The organism is Chlamydia muridarum str. Nigg, from assembly GCF_000006685.1.
In the GTDB taxonomy this organism is placed as follows: domain Bacteria; phylum Chlamydiota; class Chlamydiia; order Chlamydiales; family Chlamydiaceae; genus Chlamydia; species Chlamydia muridarum.
The window spans coordinates 496,129-516,116 of sequence record NC_002620.2; the positions used below are offsets into that span (position 1 = coordinate 496,129).

A 19,988-nucleotide genomic window follows, 5' to 3' on the forward strand; every position below is an offset into this window, starting at 1 on the left:
TTATACCCTTACTTAACACACCTACAGAGCAATTTTAACACAAAAGTATGAGATCTGTAAATCGTTCTCCGTCAATAGCTCGAAGGTTTTTTGATAATAAAAACAGCATTCGATTCGGTGCATGTACGCGAGAGTGTGCAATGGGAATCCTTAATAGGAATTGTAGACAGATACTCTCCGCTATAAACATGCTTTAGTTGCACTTCATCCTCATCGCGGAGAATTTGATCTTTAGTAGTATTTAACTTTTCAACAATCCATCCACAACGTTCTGGATAACCGCCATCAAAATAAGCTTCTCCAAACCTTCCATAGAAAGATAAATAAGGATTCTCAGCAAATTCTCTGCCAAAAATCTTTTGTCGAATAGGTAAAGAACCTATGAAGCAATATGTTTGGTTTAAAATTTTTTGGGAGGCGTGTTCATTATTATCCACACAAAAATAAAAAACGATGGGAGCTGCTGAAGAACGCTCTTTTAATGTGGGGAAGAGATAGGGGAGAGTAGACCAATACGTCATGTAAGGAGAACTCACAACAAGAGGTGAATTAGCAGATTCTAATGTGAACCAGGAAGAAGGACTATTGATCCCCGCTGTGAATACGGAGCGTTCGCTTTGTTTAGCTGAACGATGGTCTTTAAGGTAAACTCGAACCGCTTGTTGGAGAGCATTACGTTTATTAGATAGTTCGGTTGTATCCGTTTCAGGAAAATAAAGAGGGGTGAGCAAGTCTGTTAAGGGGAGTAAAGAAATGTGAATGGGAACAGGTTCTAAACAGACACTTTCAGACCAATCTTTAAAATCTAACTGTCCATCATGAACAGAGGGTAATACAGTGCCCCCTAGGAATACTGTATGAGAAGAAGAAGAGGAATCGTAAGTAGAGTAGCCAGATTCCGTGCTGTTTGACACAGAGCTTTTTAATAAGGAATTTGCTGCTGCTGCTTCTAGGGAGATCTTCTTACTACGGAGGCCTTCTACCTGTTCAAAGGATAATTTAAGAACTTGGAACCCAGATCCTCCAAAAGTTGCCGATGTGATGTAATGTGTGCCGAATTTTTGAATAAATGCAGTACAAGAATCTGGAGAATTTGCGTTCAACTTATTTTCGACCCAGTTTCGGAAACTGTTGTCTAAGCGTTTTTCTGCAGCATTAGCCCCGTCATCTTCTTTGAGAATATACAGAGAGTGCGATACCGTGGAGCAAGTTACAGTATTCTTAGCATGATATGTATTTTTCTTTACGAACTCGTAAGTTAGGCTTGCTGAAAACGCTGCTGCTTCAAAGAGACTTAAATCGGAGCTTTCGGATTGAGATAACGGAGATATCTTCGGAGGTTGTGAAGACAGAGAAAGATGTTTTTTTACTGCGACTTGATAAATGTGTTGGTCATCCAAACTACATTGGAACCCTGATTTAATTTTTCTTACAGCGTAAGTTTGTTCGGGGAGGGATTTGACGTTAGCAATTTCCGGATCAATTAACACGGCTGCAATTGTATGAGATCCTACTTGAAGTTGGTAGTTAAACAGCTCCCCTGTAAATCCTTGTAAATCCAAGCGAACAGAGCCTTCTTTTAAGATTTGACTTTTGGCATGACTTCTCCATAGTTTCTCGAACTGGATCTTGTTTACTAGAATCTTTGCGTCTCTTTTGTGTCGTTTGACAATATCAATAAGTTTAGGGGTATAGCTAGGGAATAAGTGCTTTTTAGTCACAAGAATTTCCTGCTGTCCAGCTCCCACTAGAGGAGGTTCTTGCAAAGGAGAAAAAGAGGTAAGAGGTGGTACACAAAAAGTAATAGAGGAAGAAAAGTTTTGTTCAAAAGAAGAGGTTTCCTCAAAAATAGAGGTGCTAATTTCAACTTCAAGAGAGGGAGCTGGCAAAATTTTTGTCCCTTGAGGGATGCCAACTCGTCCGTCAGGGCTAAGTTTGGCGGTTTCCCTTGTGAAAGAGTAATCGAGAGCATTCTCCTCGCTTACGGTATTAGGAATATTCAAGGGATCCAATTTTACAATATCAACGGAACGTCCTAAAAAATCTACATTGCGGATAAGTTCGATATCATCAGCAACTAAAGAGACTCTGGGGGCTTCATCTTTGTTTTGGAGAGTCTCTCGGGTTACACGATATTGTACGCCATCACAAGAGCTTTTCAACAAAGTGTGTTTAATTTCTTCTAAGAGCTCGTTATCGGGCTCCATAGGAATAGAAGAATCCACAAGGCAAGTAGCTACGCAGGCAGATAGTTTGGGTTCTAGAACGGTAAAAAGAGTGCCATCTTTTGTGGATTCCCTAGACAAGACATAAGAGGCTTCTAAAGAAGCATTTTCCAAGAAAGAAGGGGCTCCAAAAATTTCTAAAGGTAGGTTTTCAATAAAATCAGCTAATCGATTCTTTTCTTTGATGAAATCTAAAGTAATAGGGTGCCGCTCTCCCAATCTAGGATTAAAAACAGAATGCGGTTGAACAACATATAAAAAAGGAGAGTGGGGCATTAGAGGGCTCCGATTAAATAATAAGACAGCTCATAATGAAAAGATTATCTTTTTAAGAAAAGCAAAGAAATAGAAAAGATATTACATGGTGGTAAGGGAGAGTATCTGCCGCAGGAAAATATCTTTTATCAAAAAAGGATCGCCTTAACAAGGGATCCCTTTTTTGAGATTACAGAATTCACTGAATTCTTCTCTTTTTAGTCGGAGGAGAAAGATCTTCTTGACTAGTCGAAGTTCCTTCTAGAGGATCTTCCTCTTCTTCTCTAGAACGTTTCACAGGTTGTGTGTTTTCTTGCACAGATTGCCATATTTCTGATAAGGATTGGCATTGAGTTTCTGTTAGACCTCTAATGACAAACAAATCTTCGGTATTTCTTGCCAGTCCTACGAATGACCAATTAGAAGATCCAATAATTAAAATTTTGTTGTCAATACAACACATTTTGACATGCAAAGGTGGGCTTCCAGGCTTGCGTACACGAAGTGGAAGGGAAAGTTGTAATCGTTCTAATGTCCTCTGAGTCTGTTTGCTTTCACGAGTATCGACAGCTACTTCTACTTTTACACCCCTTTCAGCGGCAGCTTGAAGAGCTTGAAGAATTCCGGGATGGGAAAGGATGTACATAGCAATAAGAATATTTGATTTTGCGTTCTGAATAAGATCCTGGACAAGATGGATTCCTATTTGACTGCTTTTCTGGGAGCGTCGATAAATAGGGAGATAGGAAACTAACTGACTTCCAATAATACCGGTGAAGGATTGACTGCATGCTACTCGAGTCGCCAACATAGCATCTTTGAAAATAGCTGAGAGATTGATGTCTTGCTCAGTAGAATTTATGGTGAAGTTCCCGGTACTTATGAATAATTTTTTGTTATCAACAACCAGCGATTTTCTGTGGAATAGAGATCGGCCGGGTTGTTGTTGCAGGATAATCGAAGAGTTTTGAGCAGCCGATATAAGTTCATCTCCATCCCTAAATAGAACAGTTGTCCGAACATCTTTTGCAGCAACATTTAAAGCGTGTTGAATAATTGTGGGGTGTGTGAATCTGTATACTTGAATGAACAGACTGCTACAGGCCTGGTTCATAAGCTTACAAATGACTGACAAAGGATTGCTATGTGTTTTTTGCTGAGCAGAAACGAAGGTAATAAGTTCTTGTTGTGCAACGGGTCTGGGTACGCTGCTCCCAGTCCTACGTGCTTTAAGGATTTTTCGGGATGAGCGCGACGTTTTGCTAGAAGTCTCTAACGAATGACGATTGCTGCTACATTGAATTTTGCGAGGTGTTTGATTTTTCCCATGATCATAGTCATAAATAACTCGATGGGAGAGATCTTTTCTGTGATATTTAAATAATTGTGTTACTACGACTGCTGCTGCCGTTGTTGTTGAAAGAGGTCTCTTCCTGGGGGGGGGGGGTAGAGCAAGTTGGGCAGTCAGAGACTATGGGAAAGGTATGACGTGAACAGGGAGAACACATATTTTTATTTTAACAACATTGAATTTAAAACCTCAGATTGTAATTAACTCATTTAATTAACCTCAATTTAAATTGGTTTTTTATTTAAATATAGTTTGTTTATAAAATATAAAAATTAAATTTTACAATAAACGCGATAGATCACAGTCTGATTTCAAAGAAAAGGGATCGCTTTAAAAAGAGATCCCCTTTCTGAGATTACAGAATTTATTGAGTTCGGGCTTTTTTAGTTGGAGGAGAAAGATCTTCTTGACTAGTCGAAGTTCCTTCTAGAGGATCTTCCTCTTCTTCTCGAGAACGTTTCAAAGGTTGTGTGTTCTCTTCAACAGCTTTCCATATTTCTGATAAGGATTGATATTGTAGTGCTGTTAGATTTCGAACGATAAACAAATCTTCTACATTTCTTGCTAATCCTACTAATGACCAATTAGCAGATCCAAAAATTAGAGTTTTGCCGTCAATGCAACACATTTTGACATGCAAAGGTGGGCTTCCAGGCTTGCGTACACGAAGTGGAAGGGAAAGTTGTAATCGTTCTAATGTCATCTGAGTCTGTTTGCTTTCACGGGTATCGATAGCTATTTGTACTTTTACACCCCTTGCAGCGGCATCCTGAATAGATTGAAGAATTCCGGGATGGGAAAGGATGTACATAGCAATAAGAATGCTTGATTTTGCTTCCTCAATAAAGCTCTGGATAAATTGGCCTCCTATTTGGCTGCTTTTCTTGTTACGTCGGAAAATAGGGAGATAAGAAACTGGCTGATTCCCAACAACGCCCGAGAAGGGTTGACTATGTTCTACTCGAGCCGCCAATTTAGAATGATGGAAGACAATGGAGAGATTGATGTCTTGCTCAGTAGAATTTATAGTGAAGTTTCCGGTACTTACTAATAACATTCTGTGATCAACAACCAGCGATTTTCTGTGGAATAGAGCTCGTTGGGGTTGTTGTTCCAGGATAATCGGAGAGCCTTGAGAAGCCTCTACAAGTTCATCTCCATCCCTAAATAGAACAGTTGTCCGAACATTTTTTGCAGCAACATTTAAAGCGTGTTGAATAATTGTGGGGTGTGTGAATCTGTATACTTGAATGAACAGCCTTTTGCTAGCCAGGTTCATAAGCTTACAAATGGCTGACAAAGGATTGCTATTTGTTGTTTGCTGAGCAGAAACGAAGGTAATAAGTTCTTGTTGTGCAACGGGTCTGGGTACGCTGCTCTCAGTCCTACGTGCTTTAAGGATTTTTCGGGATGAGCGCGACGTTTTGCTAGAAGTCTCTAACGAATGACGATCGCTGCCAAATTGAATTCTGCGTGCTGGTTTATTTTTTCCATGATCATAGTCATAGATAACCCGATGGGAAAGATCTTTTCTAGGATACTTAAATACTTTTGTTGCTACGAGTGCTGCTGCTGTTGTTGTTGAAAGAGATCTTTTCCTGAGGGGGGTAGAGCAAGTTGGGCAGTCAGGGACTATAGGAAAGATATGACGTGAACAAGGAGAGCACATATATTTTTGTTTTGTTTTAACAATATTAAATTCAGCCCTCAAATTGTAATTAGCTTATTTATTTAACTTCAATTTAAATTGTTTTTTTTATTCTATCGAGCTTGTTTATAATTTTGTAAAAAATTAAAAGTTTACAATAGCTGCGGTGGATTATAGACTTTCATAAGGTTATTGAGGAGATGACAGAGTTGCTATGAGCAAGCTTATGATAGCTCCTGTTCGGAGGAAGAAGAGTCAGCGTTTTCGGCTTCCTCGTATGTTATAGCAGTACTATTCTCACAAAGAAAATGCCACCAAGTGTTCAAATCTTGTTTTTGACTCTCTGTAAGGGGATTTATAATTAACACTTCTTCTTTATTAGCATTTAGTCCGCGGATAGACCAGTTAGAGGAGCCGACGATAACAGTTTTATGATCGATAATGCATACTTTGCAATGCATCCAATAAGGCAGGGTTACTATTCTTAGGGTTATTTGAGAGTTAAGCGATTTTAGCATTTCAAGGGTTTGTGCTTTTTTGTGGGGGTCGATAATAATCGTAACAAGAACAGATCGCTTTGCGGCTTCATTAATAGCTTGGATAACAGATTCGTTTGTAAGAATACACATTCCAAGCTGAATAGAACTGGAGGCCTTCTGGATTTCTTTTAAAATTTTCCCCTCATTTCCATCTAGCCTATTATTCATAGGGCGGTAACAAATTGTTTGCTCTCCTACACAAACCTTGCCTTTTTGATTTTTCTCCATTAAATCAGCGAGTTCTGGGCTATTTACTCGCATCATAAGATTTACATCTCTATGTAAAGAAGCTATGGTGAAGTTCCCTGTTCCAGTAATAACTCGTTGTTTATCAATGATAAGAGTTTTTTTGTGAAATAGTGAACGTTTACTCCCTAGAGGGATTATCTCTATATTTGGCTTGCACAATTTAAACCAAGTATTTGATAGCATGTGATGGTACTGTACGGTTACGGATACACCTTGTTGCGCTTTGAGGACAAGAGCCTGGATAAGTCTTTCAGAAGATAGATTAAAGGTATTCAGAACAATAGAAGTAGTTGCAGAGAGAATGGCGTGTTCAATAATCTCAAGAGCATTATATCTACAGTGTCTAGAGAAAAAACATACGGGATCTGAGGACAGAGGAAGAGAGTAGGGAACTAGAGTTAAAGATTGGATACGTGTTTGTGTTAACCCTTGTATTTTTTTTGTAGAAGTCATCCCTTCTTGAGAAGGGGTGGATGTCGTTAGTATCCTGTGAGCAGGAGTTTCATAAAATAGTAATGAATAGGGCAACCCCCTACTTCCCCCTAAGAAACGTTTTTGTAATAGGCGAAGATAGGGAGAGGTGGTAGTTATTAAAGGTGCGGTCATAAATAACGCAGCCTATCTAACTTACATAATCGCAGATCCTAGGTTTTTCGTTTATTTTTGTAAAACTTGATTTCTAGATTCATAGGAGACTTATCTTTAACAAAGATAGTCGCTAAAGAATACATTTCATCTTGGGAAAGTGTTGTAATTCCAACAACTATTAGGTGACACATTAAGGTTGTTGAGGAGTAAGCCTTAGGTTATGCTTCTTATTCAGAGGAAGAAGAATCCGCGTTTTCGGCTTCCTCGTATGTTATAGCAGTACTACTATCGCAAAGAGAGCGCCACCAAGTGCACAAATCTTGTTTTTGACACTCTGTAAGGGGGCTTATAATTAAAACGGCTTCTTGATTAGCATTTTGTCTGCGGGTAGGCCGGTTAGAGGAGCAGCCGATAATGGCAGTGGTATGATCAACAATACATACTTGACAATTGGAAGAAGAGCGAGTTCCTACTCTTATGTTTATCTTTGTACAGAGAGAGGATAGCTTTTCAAGGGTGTATTGTTTGTTATTAGAGTCAATAATAACTGTGACAATAACAGATCGCGTGACGGCTTCATCAAGAGCTAGGATAATAGATTGGCTTGTAAGACAACTCGTTCCAAGTTGGATAGAACTAGTGGCTTTTTGAATTTCTTTCAAAATTTCCTTCTCATTCCCGCCTTTCTTATTTTTACTTATAGGACAGTAACAAACTTTTTGTTGTCCTAAACAAACCTCTCCTTTTTGATTTTTCTCTATTAAATTAGCGAGATCCAAGCTACTTATTCTCATCATAAGATTTGCTTCTCTATGTAAAGAAGTCGTGGTGAAATTTCTTGCTCCAGTAACAACTTGGTGTTCATCAACGATGAGAGTTTGTTTGTCTGATGATGCATGGCTAGAGTATAGCGTTACATTTGTTTGTTTGGATAAATCACCCAAAGCTTTTAATGTCTTATGAGGGCAATGTATGCTTACGGGTACACCCTGTAGCGCTTTGAGGATAAGAGCCTGGGCAAGTGATTTAGAAGACGGAACAACGTTCTTCAGAACGATAGAAGAAGTTGCTGAAAGAATGACCTTTTCAATAAGGTCAAGAGCATTATATCCACAGTGTTTAGAGAAAAAACATACGGTCTCTGAGGATAGAGGGCGAGAGTAGGGAACTAAAGCTAAAGAGGAGGGCCTTGTTAGCTCTTGTATTTTTTTCGCACAAGTTTTTTGGTTTTGAGAAGAGCAAGACGTCGTTAGTGTAAAGAGTAAACGTGCTTGCAATGTGAGAAGATAGGGGGAGGTGGTAGTTATTAAAGGAGAGACCATAAGTAACGTAGTTTATTTAATCAAGGATCTTAGGAGTTTTTGTTTCTTCTGCTAAAACGGTACTATTTTCACAAAGAAAGTGCCACCAAGTGCACAAATCTTGTTTTTGACCCTCTGTAAGGGGGCTTATAATTAAAAGATCTTCTTTATTGGTGTTTAGTCCGCGGTTAGACCAATTAGCGGAGCCGATGATAACAGTTTTATGATCGATAATGCATACTTTACAATGAATGCAAGAAGCCAGGGTTCCAGCTCTTACTCTTATTTTAGAATTAAGAGCTTTTAGAGTTCCGAGGGTTTGTTGTTTTGTTATAGAGTCAATGATAATCGTGACAAGAACAGATCGTTGTGAGGCGGCTTCATCAAGAGCTTTGATAATAGCTTCATTTGTAAGAATATACATTCCAAGCTGAATAGAACTGGAGGCTTTCTGAATTTCTTTCACAATTTCCCCCTTCCTATTCACAGGGAGATAACGAACTTTTTGTTTTTTTATACACGCTCTTCCTGCTTGATTTTTCTCCATTAAACTAGCGAGATGCATGTTATTTATTCGCATCATAAGATTTACATCTTCACACAAAGAAGCTGAGGTGAAGTTTCCATTTCCAGTAATAATTTGTTGTTTATCAATGATAAGAGTTTTGTTGTGTAATAGTGCGTGGCTATTTTCTTGAAACTGGATTAGCTCTATAGTTGTTTTGGACAAATCAGAATAAGTTTTTGTTGATATATGGTGGTAAAGCATGCTTACGGACACACCTTGTATCGATTTGATGGCAAGAGCTCGGGTAATTTTTTTAGAAGATATACTAAAGATTTTCAGAAAAATGGAAGTTTTTGCAGAAAGAATGGCAGTTTCAATAACATTAATAGCATCATGTCCACAGTGTTTAGAGAAAAAACATATGGACTCTGAAGATGGAGAATTCCAGTAGGGAATTAGAGCTAGAGATGAGGGCGTTGGTAGCTTTTGTACTTTTTCTGTAAAAATCTCCTTTTGTTGATAGGGGCTGGGTGTGAGTAGTGTTCTGCGAGCAGGAATCCAAGAAAATAGTGATGAATAAACTGCCCCCCCCCCCCACGAGAGGAAACGCTCTTGTAATACGAAAAGGTGTGTTTCGTTGATACGCATAAAACTCAGAAAGGATCTAATCTTTTTAGATGATTTTTTCTGGTGAAACCCTCGAATCGGGTCCATTTATTAACTCAGATCTAAGCTTGGGTAGGGGTAATTTGATAGGGTAAAGAAGCAGTTGTTAAAGATGAGGTCATAAATAACGTAATTTGTTTATGCTTAAAGCACTCTTGATCTTAGGACTTTCATTTGTTTTTGTAAAATTTTATCCTAAATGAGCGGAACAAGTTTGGCTAAGTAGATATTTCTATAAGGTACTTATTGGGGAAAGTTCGTTGCAAGACGGATTTAAAAAAGTTTTTGCAATTTTATTTTTTGATGTGTTGAATGTTTGTCCTAGATTAGCCCTGCTAGATCAAGTAAACACATAATAGATACGATTAGCGTACTGAATACACTATAAACAATAACTTGCATAGTGAGAGGCTTGTTTAGATAAGTGAATTCAACCCTATAATTTTACTAGTAGTTTAGTTTAAAAAAGTGCATTTCCAAGATTTTATTATTGAAACAGATCGTCCAATAGACGATTTTCCTTAGGTAATTTTATCATTTTCTATCTCCAGATGTTCAAGAGCACTTGAATACCATTTCAGATAAACAATGGCTTTTCTTTAGTGGGCGAGTAGCGTCGATTTTATTAGAGAAAGCCTTCTCAGCTACTTATCAAGTGCATAACGAAGAGTCAATCAGGGGTGTTCGAAGGGCGAGTTTTATTATGAGCCATTTGCCAATCCTGATTAAGTAAGTTTTATTCAAAGAGATCTCTAATTACCAGATTGTTGATTCGAAGTTGGTATGGATAGGGGGGTCTTTTTTTTAACCTTCTGCAGGTTTTGTATATAGTCTTTGCAAGTTCTATTTTTCGAGGGAAATAGGAGATAATATGCCCCCTTCAGCAATTTCAAAAATTTCAAACTCTACGACGCCTCAAGTTCAGTCTTCATCGGCTCCTAACCTTACCATGCTCGAGGGGAAGGGTATTTCTGTTGAAAAATCCTTCAGAGTTTATTCTGAAGAAGAAAATCAGAATCACACAACAGAAGATGTTGTTCGCATTGGTGCGATGCTGCAACAGCAATTCTATAATATGACAACTGGACGAAACGAGTCCTTTACGGTTTCTCCAGCCCATCATTCAGGTAATTGGAAGACTTCTTTGCTTTATAATTTTGCTCAACTCGTTGCGCATATTTTTTCTTTGAATACGGTTCCGGCAAAGATTATCCATCATGAAAATGGGACGAAACAGAATTGGGAGAGTAAACAGCCTACAGTTTCTTCAGAAAAAAGTTCTAATAAAAGAGATGTGTCCGAATCCATAGCTGTGGTTCAGCGAGTGAATCCGGAAGTGATCACGAAATCTTCTTTGAAAGCAACCAAGTCTATTAGGAGAAGAAAGCCTCGATCGGTTGAAGAAAAACGTGAGCAACTTGTAAAGGATCCAGCTGATAAGATTGTATATGATCTACGTGCAGATACGATCGCCTCGCGCTTAAAGTTGACTGAAGAGCAAATTCAGAAGTGTCGAATTTCTTTGAATAATTTAAAAAAGGCCATTCAAAGATATCTCAATATAGATGAATCAGAAAGGAATTCGAGAAAAGGACAGGATCTGCTAGTCAAACAGTCCATTTTTCTTAACAACATTCTTGAAAATGCCAAAATGGAGGAAAGTGAAGAGTTTAAGAATGTGATGTCTGTCATCAAAACTGAATTTAATTCTCATCGAGTAAAAATTGACAGTCATTTTCACGGAATTTGGATTGCTGGAGCTCCTCCAGAAGGCACAGATGTTTATATCAAAACTTTTCTGCAAACTTATGAGGAGTTTGATTTTTTATTTTGGGTAGATAGACAAGCTTTTGGAGCGGCTAAATTTTCCTCTATTTTAAAAAAAATCGCTTTTGATTCTTCTCTTAAGGAATTGAGATCGATAACTTCTCAAGAAACTCAAGATTTTGTGAAAGAATATGACGAACTACAGGCGAAGTATCAGACTTCTGGTAGGCGTGAAGAAAGACGTGAATTGGAAAAAGATTTACGTAAGTTATTTGATCGCTATAAGCACCTTAGCCAAGAGATCCGAACAAATTTTGATGCTTTGTTTCTTAAAAATATGGTCCTTTCCCAAGACGGGTTTTTTAATTACTGCCTTTTGAAAGGAATTGGAACAATTGATGACCAAACTCGTATAGCCTATCTTCAGGATGAGTTACATCTTCCTGAAGAAGAAATTCAACAATATAAAGATCTAATAAAGGCGAATGAGCAAAAAATAAAAGATATTGTTGGTAAGGTAAATACAGACTTAGGGAAAGAGAGAGTTTTCATTAAGAATATTAGGGATCTGTCTTCAATGCAAGATAGAACTAATACGTACAACTATGAAATGGAGATGCTTTTGAGGTGGAATTACCCTGCTGCTTCAGATCAGATCCGAATGTACATGTTAAAAGAGTTAGGAGGAATTTATACAGATCTAGACATGATGCCGCAATACTCTCCGGATGTTTTGCAAATGATTAATGAGATCGGGGGAGATAGATTTTTCGAGGAATTACCTATTCGACGAGCGGTTTCAGATGGGGTTTTGAGATTAGCAAATGGTGAGTCAGGGATCACTATTGATAATATCGCTCAGGACATTGATATCTCAAAGCTTACTAGAAGTGATAGAACACAACTCGAAAAACTTTTGACGGACATAGAGAATAAACAAAAATCAAGTGGCACTTCTAAATTTTCTCTATTCCAAAGGATGGCCCCAGACTCTGTTAGAGATTTTATGCCTATTTTGCAAAGGCATCATAAATGGTCTACAGGATGGAATGTCCGGGGCTTAAATGGATTAATGATGGCTCATAAAGGAAGTGCTATGGTGGATGCTGTGATCAAGGGACAGCGTCAAGCTTATCGCGAGCTAAAAAGTCTTCGAGAAACTGTTTTAAGCGGCGAATTTTTTAAAACATTGGATGATTTAAAACATCTCAATCACAAAGCTTTGATCGGAGGGCATTTAGTCGAAGATTTCCTTGGTAAAAGTCTTTTTTCAGAGTTTAGACAAGATACAATTATTGCTGGAGCTTTAAGTACTTTAGGTATAACCGGCCCAGATTTAATTGTAGACGAAATGAAGACGTATTTTCGTTCTTTAGGACCTATTGGAAAGGACTATCTGGAAGGGAAAAAATTAGGGAACAAAGCTTTCTTAGGTTCGTATAACAAAATTGTAAAGGAGGGTAAACAAACTTTTGACTGGCTGCATCCCGTAACTGTAGGAGCAAATGATGTTACTCCTGCAGATGAAAGCACCTGGTGTGGAATTAAGCAAAGATGTCTGGCAGAATTATTATTTTCTGACGAATCCAAATTTCGTCCAGAAACTCCCAAGGGCATTTCTCGAACGAAAATTGACAAAAAGACTTTTACAAAGTTGTGGTCTGAACAATCTAAGCGTGCCCTTTCCCCCGAGTTGCTAGATCGATTCAATGAGCTTATAGAAGCCAAAAATTTTGATCTTATTAAATTTACTGACGTAGATCGAGCGTTATACGTTCTTCGTAATCAAGTGTGTGATGATGCTTCAGCAAGTGCTGCTGTGTTTTCATTGCAATTGCAATTAGCTGAGTTGCTTCGAGGGACTTCTTTCCCTATCGCTAATCAACTTAACGTATTCCCCGACTTAAATAGAAATATTGCATCTAGTCTTGAAAAAACGATTAAGTTGTACTTACAAAGCCATTCTCAAACGGAAACAGTGATTTGGCATAGCGCCATAAGTGATCGGGTAATGTTTTTAAGGGATATGTTGGCTACCGCAGAGAGGATGCGCTTAGTTAAAGAGAGTATCTTTTCTAAAGAAGAAACTCCCTTAACAACTGAAGAAATAAAGCTTTTAAATTCTTGGGCAGAGCTGCAATCCAAAGATAACTTGGGTATTTTATCTCTTGAAGAGGTCGATAAATTGTTAGATGTAACCTCTTCAATTATGGAGAATTCAAAACTAAAAAAACGCGTGTCAGCAATAGAAGACTCCATAGTAGCAGGCTATTTTTATTTAAGATTAGAAGAAACGCTGTCTGAGTGGGTACGTATTCCTCCGAAAGATCTAAAGAAAAGAGTCATTCGATTTATGGAGGGAATGGATGCTAATCAGCAGCATCCTGATGAACGAGGAGGACGATGGTATAGTCAACTTTATGATGAGAGCTTCAAAAAACGGGTAACAGCTCCCGTGAAAAAAATACAGGAGTTAGCAAAAAAATATTTAAATGAACAGCGCGTACATGTTCTTGAAATAGACGATTATTTAACAAAGAATCCCTTGTTTAATCGCCTGCATGAGGAAGGTTATGCTTTTTCTGATTTAACAGAGATCACTCGGTATATGCTCGCCGAATATGGGATCTCTGGGATTTTTTCAGAAGGGAATATTTTGCCTTCTCCATCTGCTAGATTAGTGAATATTATCAAAACTTATGTAGGAGGGGATTACCATGACATGCAAGACGTTCTTCCTAAGATATATGACTGGTTGGCTTCTGGAGGTGCGGCAGATTTAACTAATGAGCGTTTTGCAGCTATTCCAGAAAGTTTAAGAAAAAATTTAGAAGGATTACACGGAACAGATTTATTAACACCTCCTGTTGACGCTAGCGTATCTGGATGGGGAATGAGTTTCGGGGTAGAAAATGGTGTAGAAAGTGACCATACGATGATCAGCATTGCTCCAGGATTCTTTAACGGAGCATCGTATTCTATGCAGCATTATTTAAGTGCTTTATATGAAATTCATCGGCATATCCATTTGGGCTCGCTTACTAGTGATCTGATAAAGAAAGAGTTAGAAAGCAAGGGAGCTGGTTGTTTTGTACATGAAGAGCGCTTTGACAGCCTTTTAAAGGCTTCTTCAGAGAAGCAATATTTATCTTTAACAGAAATCCATAAGTCTCTTTCTAATCAGGTGCATTTAGCAGAAGCTGTATCGCACTTGATGAACACAGCTTTGCCTGGGGTAGGGAAAATTATTGAAAGGGAGGGAGATTTTGGCCGCTTGGGCATAACGACAACAGAAACCTCGGTGGCTATGCGTTCTTATGATTACCGGGGGATTGGAGTAAGTAAAGACTTGTTCTCTCTTCCACAAGAAGTCCCCACTATACAGAATGTAGTGGAGCAAGCCAAGTATACTTTGTTATCTTGGCCAGAATTTTATAATCGCTATGCAAATGCTTGGAGTGATTTAGCTACTCATTATGGAGCAGAGATTCTAGAGGCTCATCCTCAGTCTTTTCTTTATGAGGTGGAGGGGCGCTGCATGGGATTGTCTCTGTTGTATATGTCCATAGAAGATGAGGGAGGCTATAGAACTCTTCAAGGGAACCTAGACACTGTTTCCGCACTATATCAGCAAAAAGAACGCGATCATCTTCCCCTATCAAGTAAGGATCAATCCTTACTAAGTCGAGACCTCTCATTAATTAACTGGCTACAGTATCAAGGGAATAAAGTCTTACTAGAGAATAGGGGCTTTAATCACGCTAAATGGGACGTTTTGCAGTTAACGAGTACGTTTGAGAAAAGTCTGACTAAAAGTCTTCTTATAACAACCCCGACACATTCTTTAACTCTAAATTTTATGGGGTCTTTTTTTAGAGTAACAGATCCTAATTTTGGGCATGTTGACTTTCCTTCGCTGGCAGCGGCACTTTATTTTATTGAAGATATGGTGCAAGTGTCCCCTCACATTAAACAACGGTATGGTTTTTCGGAAACCTTGTCCGTAAGAGAACAACTCCAGGTTTATTTTTTGGATGCTCCTGAGGGAATACAGTCATTGTTGTCTTTTACCGATGCGGGACTTTTATCCAGTCATCAGGCAACTACTTTAGAAAAAATGCGAGAAAGGGGACCTGTTATCATAGAAAGAATCCAAACCACTTGGGGGAAGCTTTATGAAATAGGAGGTTCTATTCATCATAGAAGGATTGATGAGTTCACTTCAGAAACCGATTTAGATGAAATGAAGTTAAATGGAGATGTATTAACAGACTTTCTTACAAAACATGTTTTAGATTCTGAAACGGTATCTCTGATTCTAGTTTTATTAGAAACAAGAGGACTAGAAGAAGGAACTAAACATGTTAGTCGTTCTTTGATTGTAGAGACGCCAGACGAGGCAGCATCTCTATTTCAATTTCTTAAGAATAAGACTGCTAAAACAAGAGAGATGTTAGTTAGTTTGTTATCTGAGGTAACAGACAAGTTAAAAAGCGCGCAATTAGACGGTGAGGATGTTGAAGTCTCAAGGGTCAGTTTTTCAGATAATTCCGATGAGATCACTGTTGAGGTAAAAAAAGGAAGCCTTCTCAAAAAACTCTCGATACGAGGAGGAGGAATTTTTGACTCTTTCAAGCAGTTTAGCGCTAAGGCGAATGAATTAGGCGCTACTGGGGTTATGGATTTAGAGCTCGGAATGAGTATAGTGTCCATTGTGCAATACATGCGTTTGTTGGAAGAAGGGAAGGGGAAAGATCCCTTAGCGGTAGCAAACTTAGTAATGGACGTGAAAGAAACTGCAGAAATGACAGTCGGTGCGGTTATACAGGGTCTTTCAAAAAAATTTATTACTCAAGAAGGAGTTGATGGGTTCCGATTAGAAACTGCCATAGCATCTCAGTTAAAAAAAGCTTCATCTAGGGTGGGAGGGAGTGTTGGAAAGGTTTTTTCTAAAACCGCAGCTGTTTTAGAGCTTCCTGTTCTTGAAACCGCATTAGGAGCCTGGAACTTATATGACAGCGTTGTTTCTTTAAAAGAAGCTCAAACGCATTCTGACCGCATGGCTGCACGTGTGGACATTGCGTTTAACAGTATTACTTTAGGGATTACAATAGCTTCTGTTGCTTTACCCTCTTTGATGCTAGCTGTGGGTCCTTTAGCTGCCATTGGAATGGGAGCAAGTGCTATTGCCCGTAATGTAGCGTTAAAGGAAGAACGTTACGATCAGTGGTTAGTATACAAGAAATTTCTCACTGAAGGAGGCTCTCACATTTTATTCGCTGATCCGGATCGGCATTTATTAGATTTTTCTGGCAATTATGTTTTAGGAAATTTTCTTTTAGATTTACGCCAAAATCCACCTATTCTTAAAGGAGATCGCTCTTATAATTCTAATTGGAGAATAGGGAATAAGGCTGGTTGGACAGACTGGCAAATTCGAGATAGAATAGGTTACGGTTATCGAATTTCTCCGACGTCAGCATTAGCTCGAGGGCATGCTAATAGCTTTTGGCCGCCAGAGTTGCCTACTATCCCTAAAGGGGATTATAGGACAGTTATTTTAGGGTATGGCACTACTTATGAAGCCGTCACGGAGGTGGTCTATCTTTCTAACAAGGTTGTTTGGAGAGAAGCTGTCATGGAATCATCTTCTCGATATTATAGGCCTCCCTTAACAGCGAAATCAAAATTAAGCACCATTATTGGGGGAGATTCTCCATTAACAGTTATCCCTGTCAGATTGATTGAGAAAGATGAAAAGGAAAACATAGATCATGCTGCCTCTTATAAAGATTATAAAATTAATATCAAAGGAGGGAAAGGAGGGCTTACTGTACAGATAGGAGGGGCCGGTTTTTATAATTTAACAGGGACTCTCCCCGCAACTAATACGATTTCTTTCCGAGCAATACCAGCTCCTTTTGGCGTTAAGTTTAATCTTTCATTAGTAGAACAAGATGTTCCGCTGATAAGGCCAAATGGCACAGAAGAAAAGTTTTTAAAAATTCGTCAGACTGGTTTCAATACGATTTTGGGTTCGAGTGAAGGGAATGATACTCTTACAGGAGGGAATGACACAAAATTTTATTCCAGCCCTGGAGGAGGAACTATTTATTCAGGTAAAGGAAAGGTAGAATATCATATTCCTCAGTTAACGCATCCTCTTCATATTATTTTATCTAAAGGTTCTTCTGCGCATCAGCTTGTTACTGAGATAAACGCAGACCAGGTAAAACCTGTTCTCGGTAGTTTAAGTTTAACAAGCAGCATGGAGCTTATATCAAAACAAGAGATTCACGTTTCTAGTGAAGACACTAAGGAAGATCTTGGAGTTTGGAAAGAGCGCTATGAGGTACGTTTAGGTGATGGAATCACTGCTACACCCATAGATCAGATGAATGCAGGAACTAGACTCGTAACTATGGGAGTTAAAACGTGTGATGTAGCGAAGTGGCAAAAGCAACACCCGACAGAAACAAGCTATCCAGAAGATATTCTCGATTGGTTAACACAAAAATCTTGGTTTTTGGCTCCCGAAGTCTTATTTGTTCTTGAAAATGGGACAGCCAAATTTATAACTAACCGAAAACATATTGTATATTCTCCAAAACCTTACTCAGAGTTAGCGGTGACTCAATCTAGAGACATCAAAGCCTTCGTACAAGGAAATACTGGGTGTTCCTATGTATTCTCTACAATTTATCGTAGTAGCCAAAAGACTCAACAGACAGAACTGACTCTAGTAGATGATGATGTTTATGCTCAAACCATAGATGTAAGTTCCATTCTACCAACTCTTATATTAGCTAAGAAATCTGGAGACAATCAAATAGATTTTGAGTTCTCGTCTTCGCATCATCTTATGGCTATTCGAGTCAGTTGGAAAGGGGTTATTCCTGAGAGAACTCGTGTAAAAATTAATAACGAAACAATCCTGCGATTGGGGTGGCTGAATGCAAAACTTATGGCATCTAGAAACCCAAGTTATTGGAATCTGCTTTATTATAACAGGAATGTTATCCCTGAGCGGGTTGAGGATGTGAAGAGCCTCAATAATACCGTAATTTTAATGCCTCCCAACACAAAAAGAAATGGTGAACATGTGTTCGCTATAGAAAATCAGGAAGGCGTAGATGTTAAAGTATTAGGATTTTTGCAATCAGGGCATGTTTTAGGAGAATATGAAGAAGATTTGATGTACAAAGATGTTTTTGCCCGAAAGATTACCCATTTTGCGGTAACGGTACCCGCACATAAAACGAAATATCTTTTCTTTACAGATGAGGAGTCTTTAGCTAATCCGGAAGATAATGTTCTTTTTTATAGTAAGTTAGGTTCGAATACTCTCCAAGCTAGTCAGAAACCTTTAACACAGTTTGCTAGACAATTGTGGGCATCTTACGATGAGATCAGCGTAAGCGATACTTCATTAAAATTAGAAAATTTTGTTCGCTACTTAATGGAAGCTGAAACAATAGAGTTATATCGGCAGCTTCTGTATGCGCAAAATCTCTTAAGAATTCATAATAGAGACCTTGTCTTAAAACTATTTTATGTTCGTCAATCTGAAGGGATGGGCGCAGTACTCATCACATTTAAAAACTTTTTCATAGAATCCATGGAGGGGATTTCAGCGCCTACTTTAGAGAGAGAAGCGAAACCCATACTGGCTTCTGATCCTATGGGATTAATTAATCCTGCATATAGAGAACATTTAGATCTTTTCCTAGGTGAAGACAAGCTCAATTTAGCGATTTTAGTTCAAGAATTCAGCATGTTGCAGTACATCGTCAGCATGCAAGAAGGAAAAGCTCTTGGATCCTTACTTACACCTCCAAGATATAAGGATATGAACTTAGCTGTGCTCACATATACAGTGGCTTCGTCTTGGGAAGGTAGAAGAGAGGCCTCTTGGCTAAAAGCTCCTATAGAATACAAACTTCCTTTGGAAACTACACTGACCGCATCCTATTATCTASATCCTGTAAGTGGGGATTTATATGTCACCTGTTTAATGAACAGAAGGCCTCAAAATCAGGCGTTTGTTATCAGATTTAAAGGATATAAATTCCAGAAAGGAGCTTTTCGTTCAATAGCATTGATTTCTTCACATAGTGTTGGTGAATCTCGGATCGCGAAAACTGTATTGCAATTTCGGGGGCAAGAATTATTCCATTTAGAGAAATCTGCTCCAAATAAGAGTGCTGTTTTGCAATTGGATAGTAAATTACTTTCCCTATCTAGAATGCTTTTTTATGGTGGCGATCAGGTCATTCGGTACACGCCGCTTTCTGTACAACAGTTCCTCTCTCTAGATGACTTATGGTTAGCTGATCTTAAAGAAAGAGTAATGAATGCTAATGAAGAAGGGTTTAAACTAATCTCGCAAATGCATGACAGTTATTTAATGGAATCCTGTATGAATTTGCGAGATGCCGTACCTCAATGGAAAATTAATCCAAATGTAATAAACAATGCGATTACCTATTATAGAGTGGTAGTTCCTTTCTGGATTCGAAATCGATTAACGAAAGGATCCTTAATTCGAATTCCTGCTCACAGTATTCCTATAGCTTTAACAACAACGCAAAATGATGTTTTCAAAACAATTTATGCTCCAGGATTTAGTATTTATTTCAGCTTCTTAGGATTAGACGCATTCTTGAAACCTCGTACTCATAATAGGGTTGGGGATATGCTCCTTGAGCTGGAAAAAGAGGTTGTTGTGACCGTCAAGAAAGTTGATGAAACAGATTATAATAAGAAAAGGGTCTATATTGTTACGGAACTTACAAAAGAAGAAGAAAGAGTTTTAAAGGCCAACAAAAACGTCATTACGATTCCAATGAAGTCTTCTTACACAAAGAAATAATTCTATAGTGAAGGTGAAT

7 protein-coding genes are annotated in these 19,988 nt (G+C 38.4%); 1 reads left to right on the plus strand and 6 read right to left on the minus strand.

Annotated features, from left to right (window positions below):
* Nucleotides 1-71: 71 nt before the first annotated feature.
* From TC_RS02150 to TC_RS02175, 6 genes are all read right to left on the minus strand, one after another.
* The gene (locus tag TC_RS02150; protein WP_010230430.1) at nt 72-2,501 is read right to left on the minus strand and encodes an MAC/perforin domain-containing protein; all 2,430 of its coding nucleotides are present in this window, start codon (nt 2,499-2,501) and stop codon (nt 72-74) included.
* A 178-nt stretch (nt 2,502-2,679) separates the two neighbouring features.
* A complete protein-coding gene (locus TC_RS02155; RefSeq protein ID WP_232500341.1) occupies nt 2,680-3,594 on the minus strand; it encodes a phospholipase D-like domain-containing protein in 915 nt (304 codons plus the stop codon).
* A 601-nt stretch (nt 3,595-4,195) separates the two neighbouring features.
* On the minus strand, nt 4,196-5,500 hold the full coding sequence (locus TC_RS02160; RefSeq protein WP_010230434.1) for a phospholipase D-like domain-containing protein: 1,305 nt from the start codon (nt 5,498-5,500) through the stop codon (nt 4,196-4,198).
* Between the two features lie 203 nt (nt 5,501-5,703).
* Nucleotides 5,704-6,873, minus strand: coding sequence for a phospholipase D-like domain-containing protein (locus TC_RS02165; RefSeq protein WP_010230436.1), 1,170 nt, complete (start codon nt 6,871-6,873; stop codon nt 5,704-5,706).
* 209 nt (nt 6,874-7,082) lie between these two features.
* On the minus strand, nt 7,083-8,177 hold the full coding sequence (locus tag TC_RS02170) for a phospholipase D-like domain-containing protein (RefSeq protein ID WP_010230439.1): 1,095 nt from the start codon (nt 8,175-8,177) through the stop codon (nt 7,083-7,085).
* A 16-nt stretch (nt 8,178-8,193) separates the two neighbouring features.
* Complete coding sequence (locus TC_RS02175; RefSeq protein WP_010232149.1) at nt 8,194-9,312, minus strand: phospholipase D-like domain-containing protein; 1,119 nt, start codon at nt 9,310-9,312, stop codon at nt 8,194-8,196.
* Nucleotides 9,313-10,201: 889 nt separating this feature from the next.
* Here TC_RS02175 and TC_RS02180 point away from each other — a divergent pair.
* On the plus strand, nt 10,202-19,969 hold the full coding sequence (locus TC_RS02180) for a LifA/Efa1-related large cytotoxin (protein ID WP_010904337.1): 9,768 nt from the start codon (nt 10,202-10,204) through the stop codon (nt 19,967-19,969).
* The last annotated feature ends 19 nt before the right edge of the window (nt 19,970-19,988 follow it).

Coding starts and splice junctions, on each gene's coding strand:
- TC_RS02155 (WP_232500341.1), bottom strand. CDS start 3,594: ATGAACCAGGCCTGTAGCAGTCTGTTCATTCAAGTATACAGATTCACA.
- TC_RS02165 (WP_010230436.1), bottom strand. CDS start 6,873: ATGACCGCACCTTTAATAACTACCACCTCTCCCTATCTTCGCCTATTA.
- TC_RS02150 (WP_010230430.1), bottom strand. CDS start 2,501: ATGCCCCACTCTCCTTTTTTATATGTTGTTCAACCGCATTCTGTTTTT.
- TC_RS02160 (WP_010230434.1), bottom strand. CDS start 5,500: ATGTGCTCTCCTTGTTCACGTCATATCTTTCCTATAGTCCCTGACTGC.
- TC_RS02175 (WP_010232149.1), bottom strand. CDS start 9,312: ATGCGTATCAACGAAACACACCTTTTCGTATTACAAGAGCGTTTCCTC.
- TC_RS02170 (WP_010230439.1), bottom strand. CDS start 8,177: ATGGTCTCTCCTTTAATAACTACCACCTCCCCCTATCTTCTCACATTG.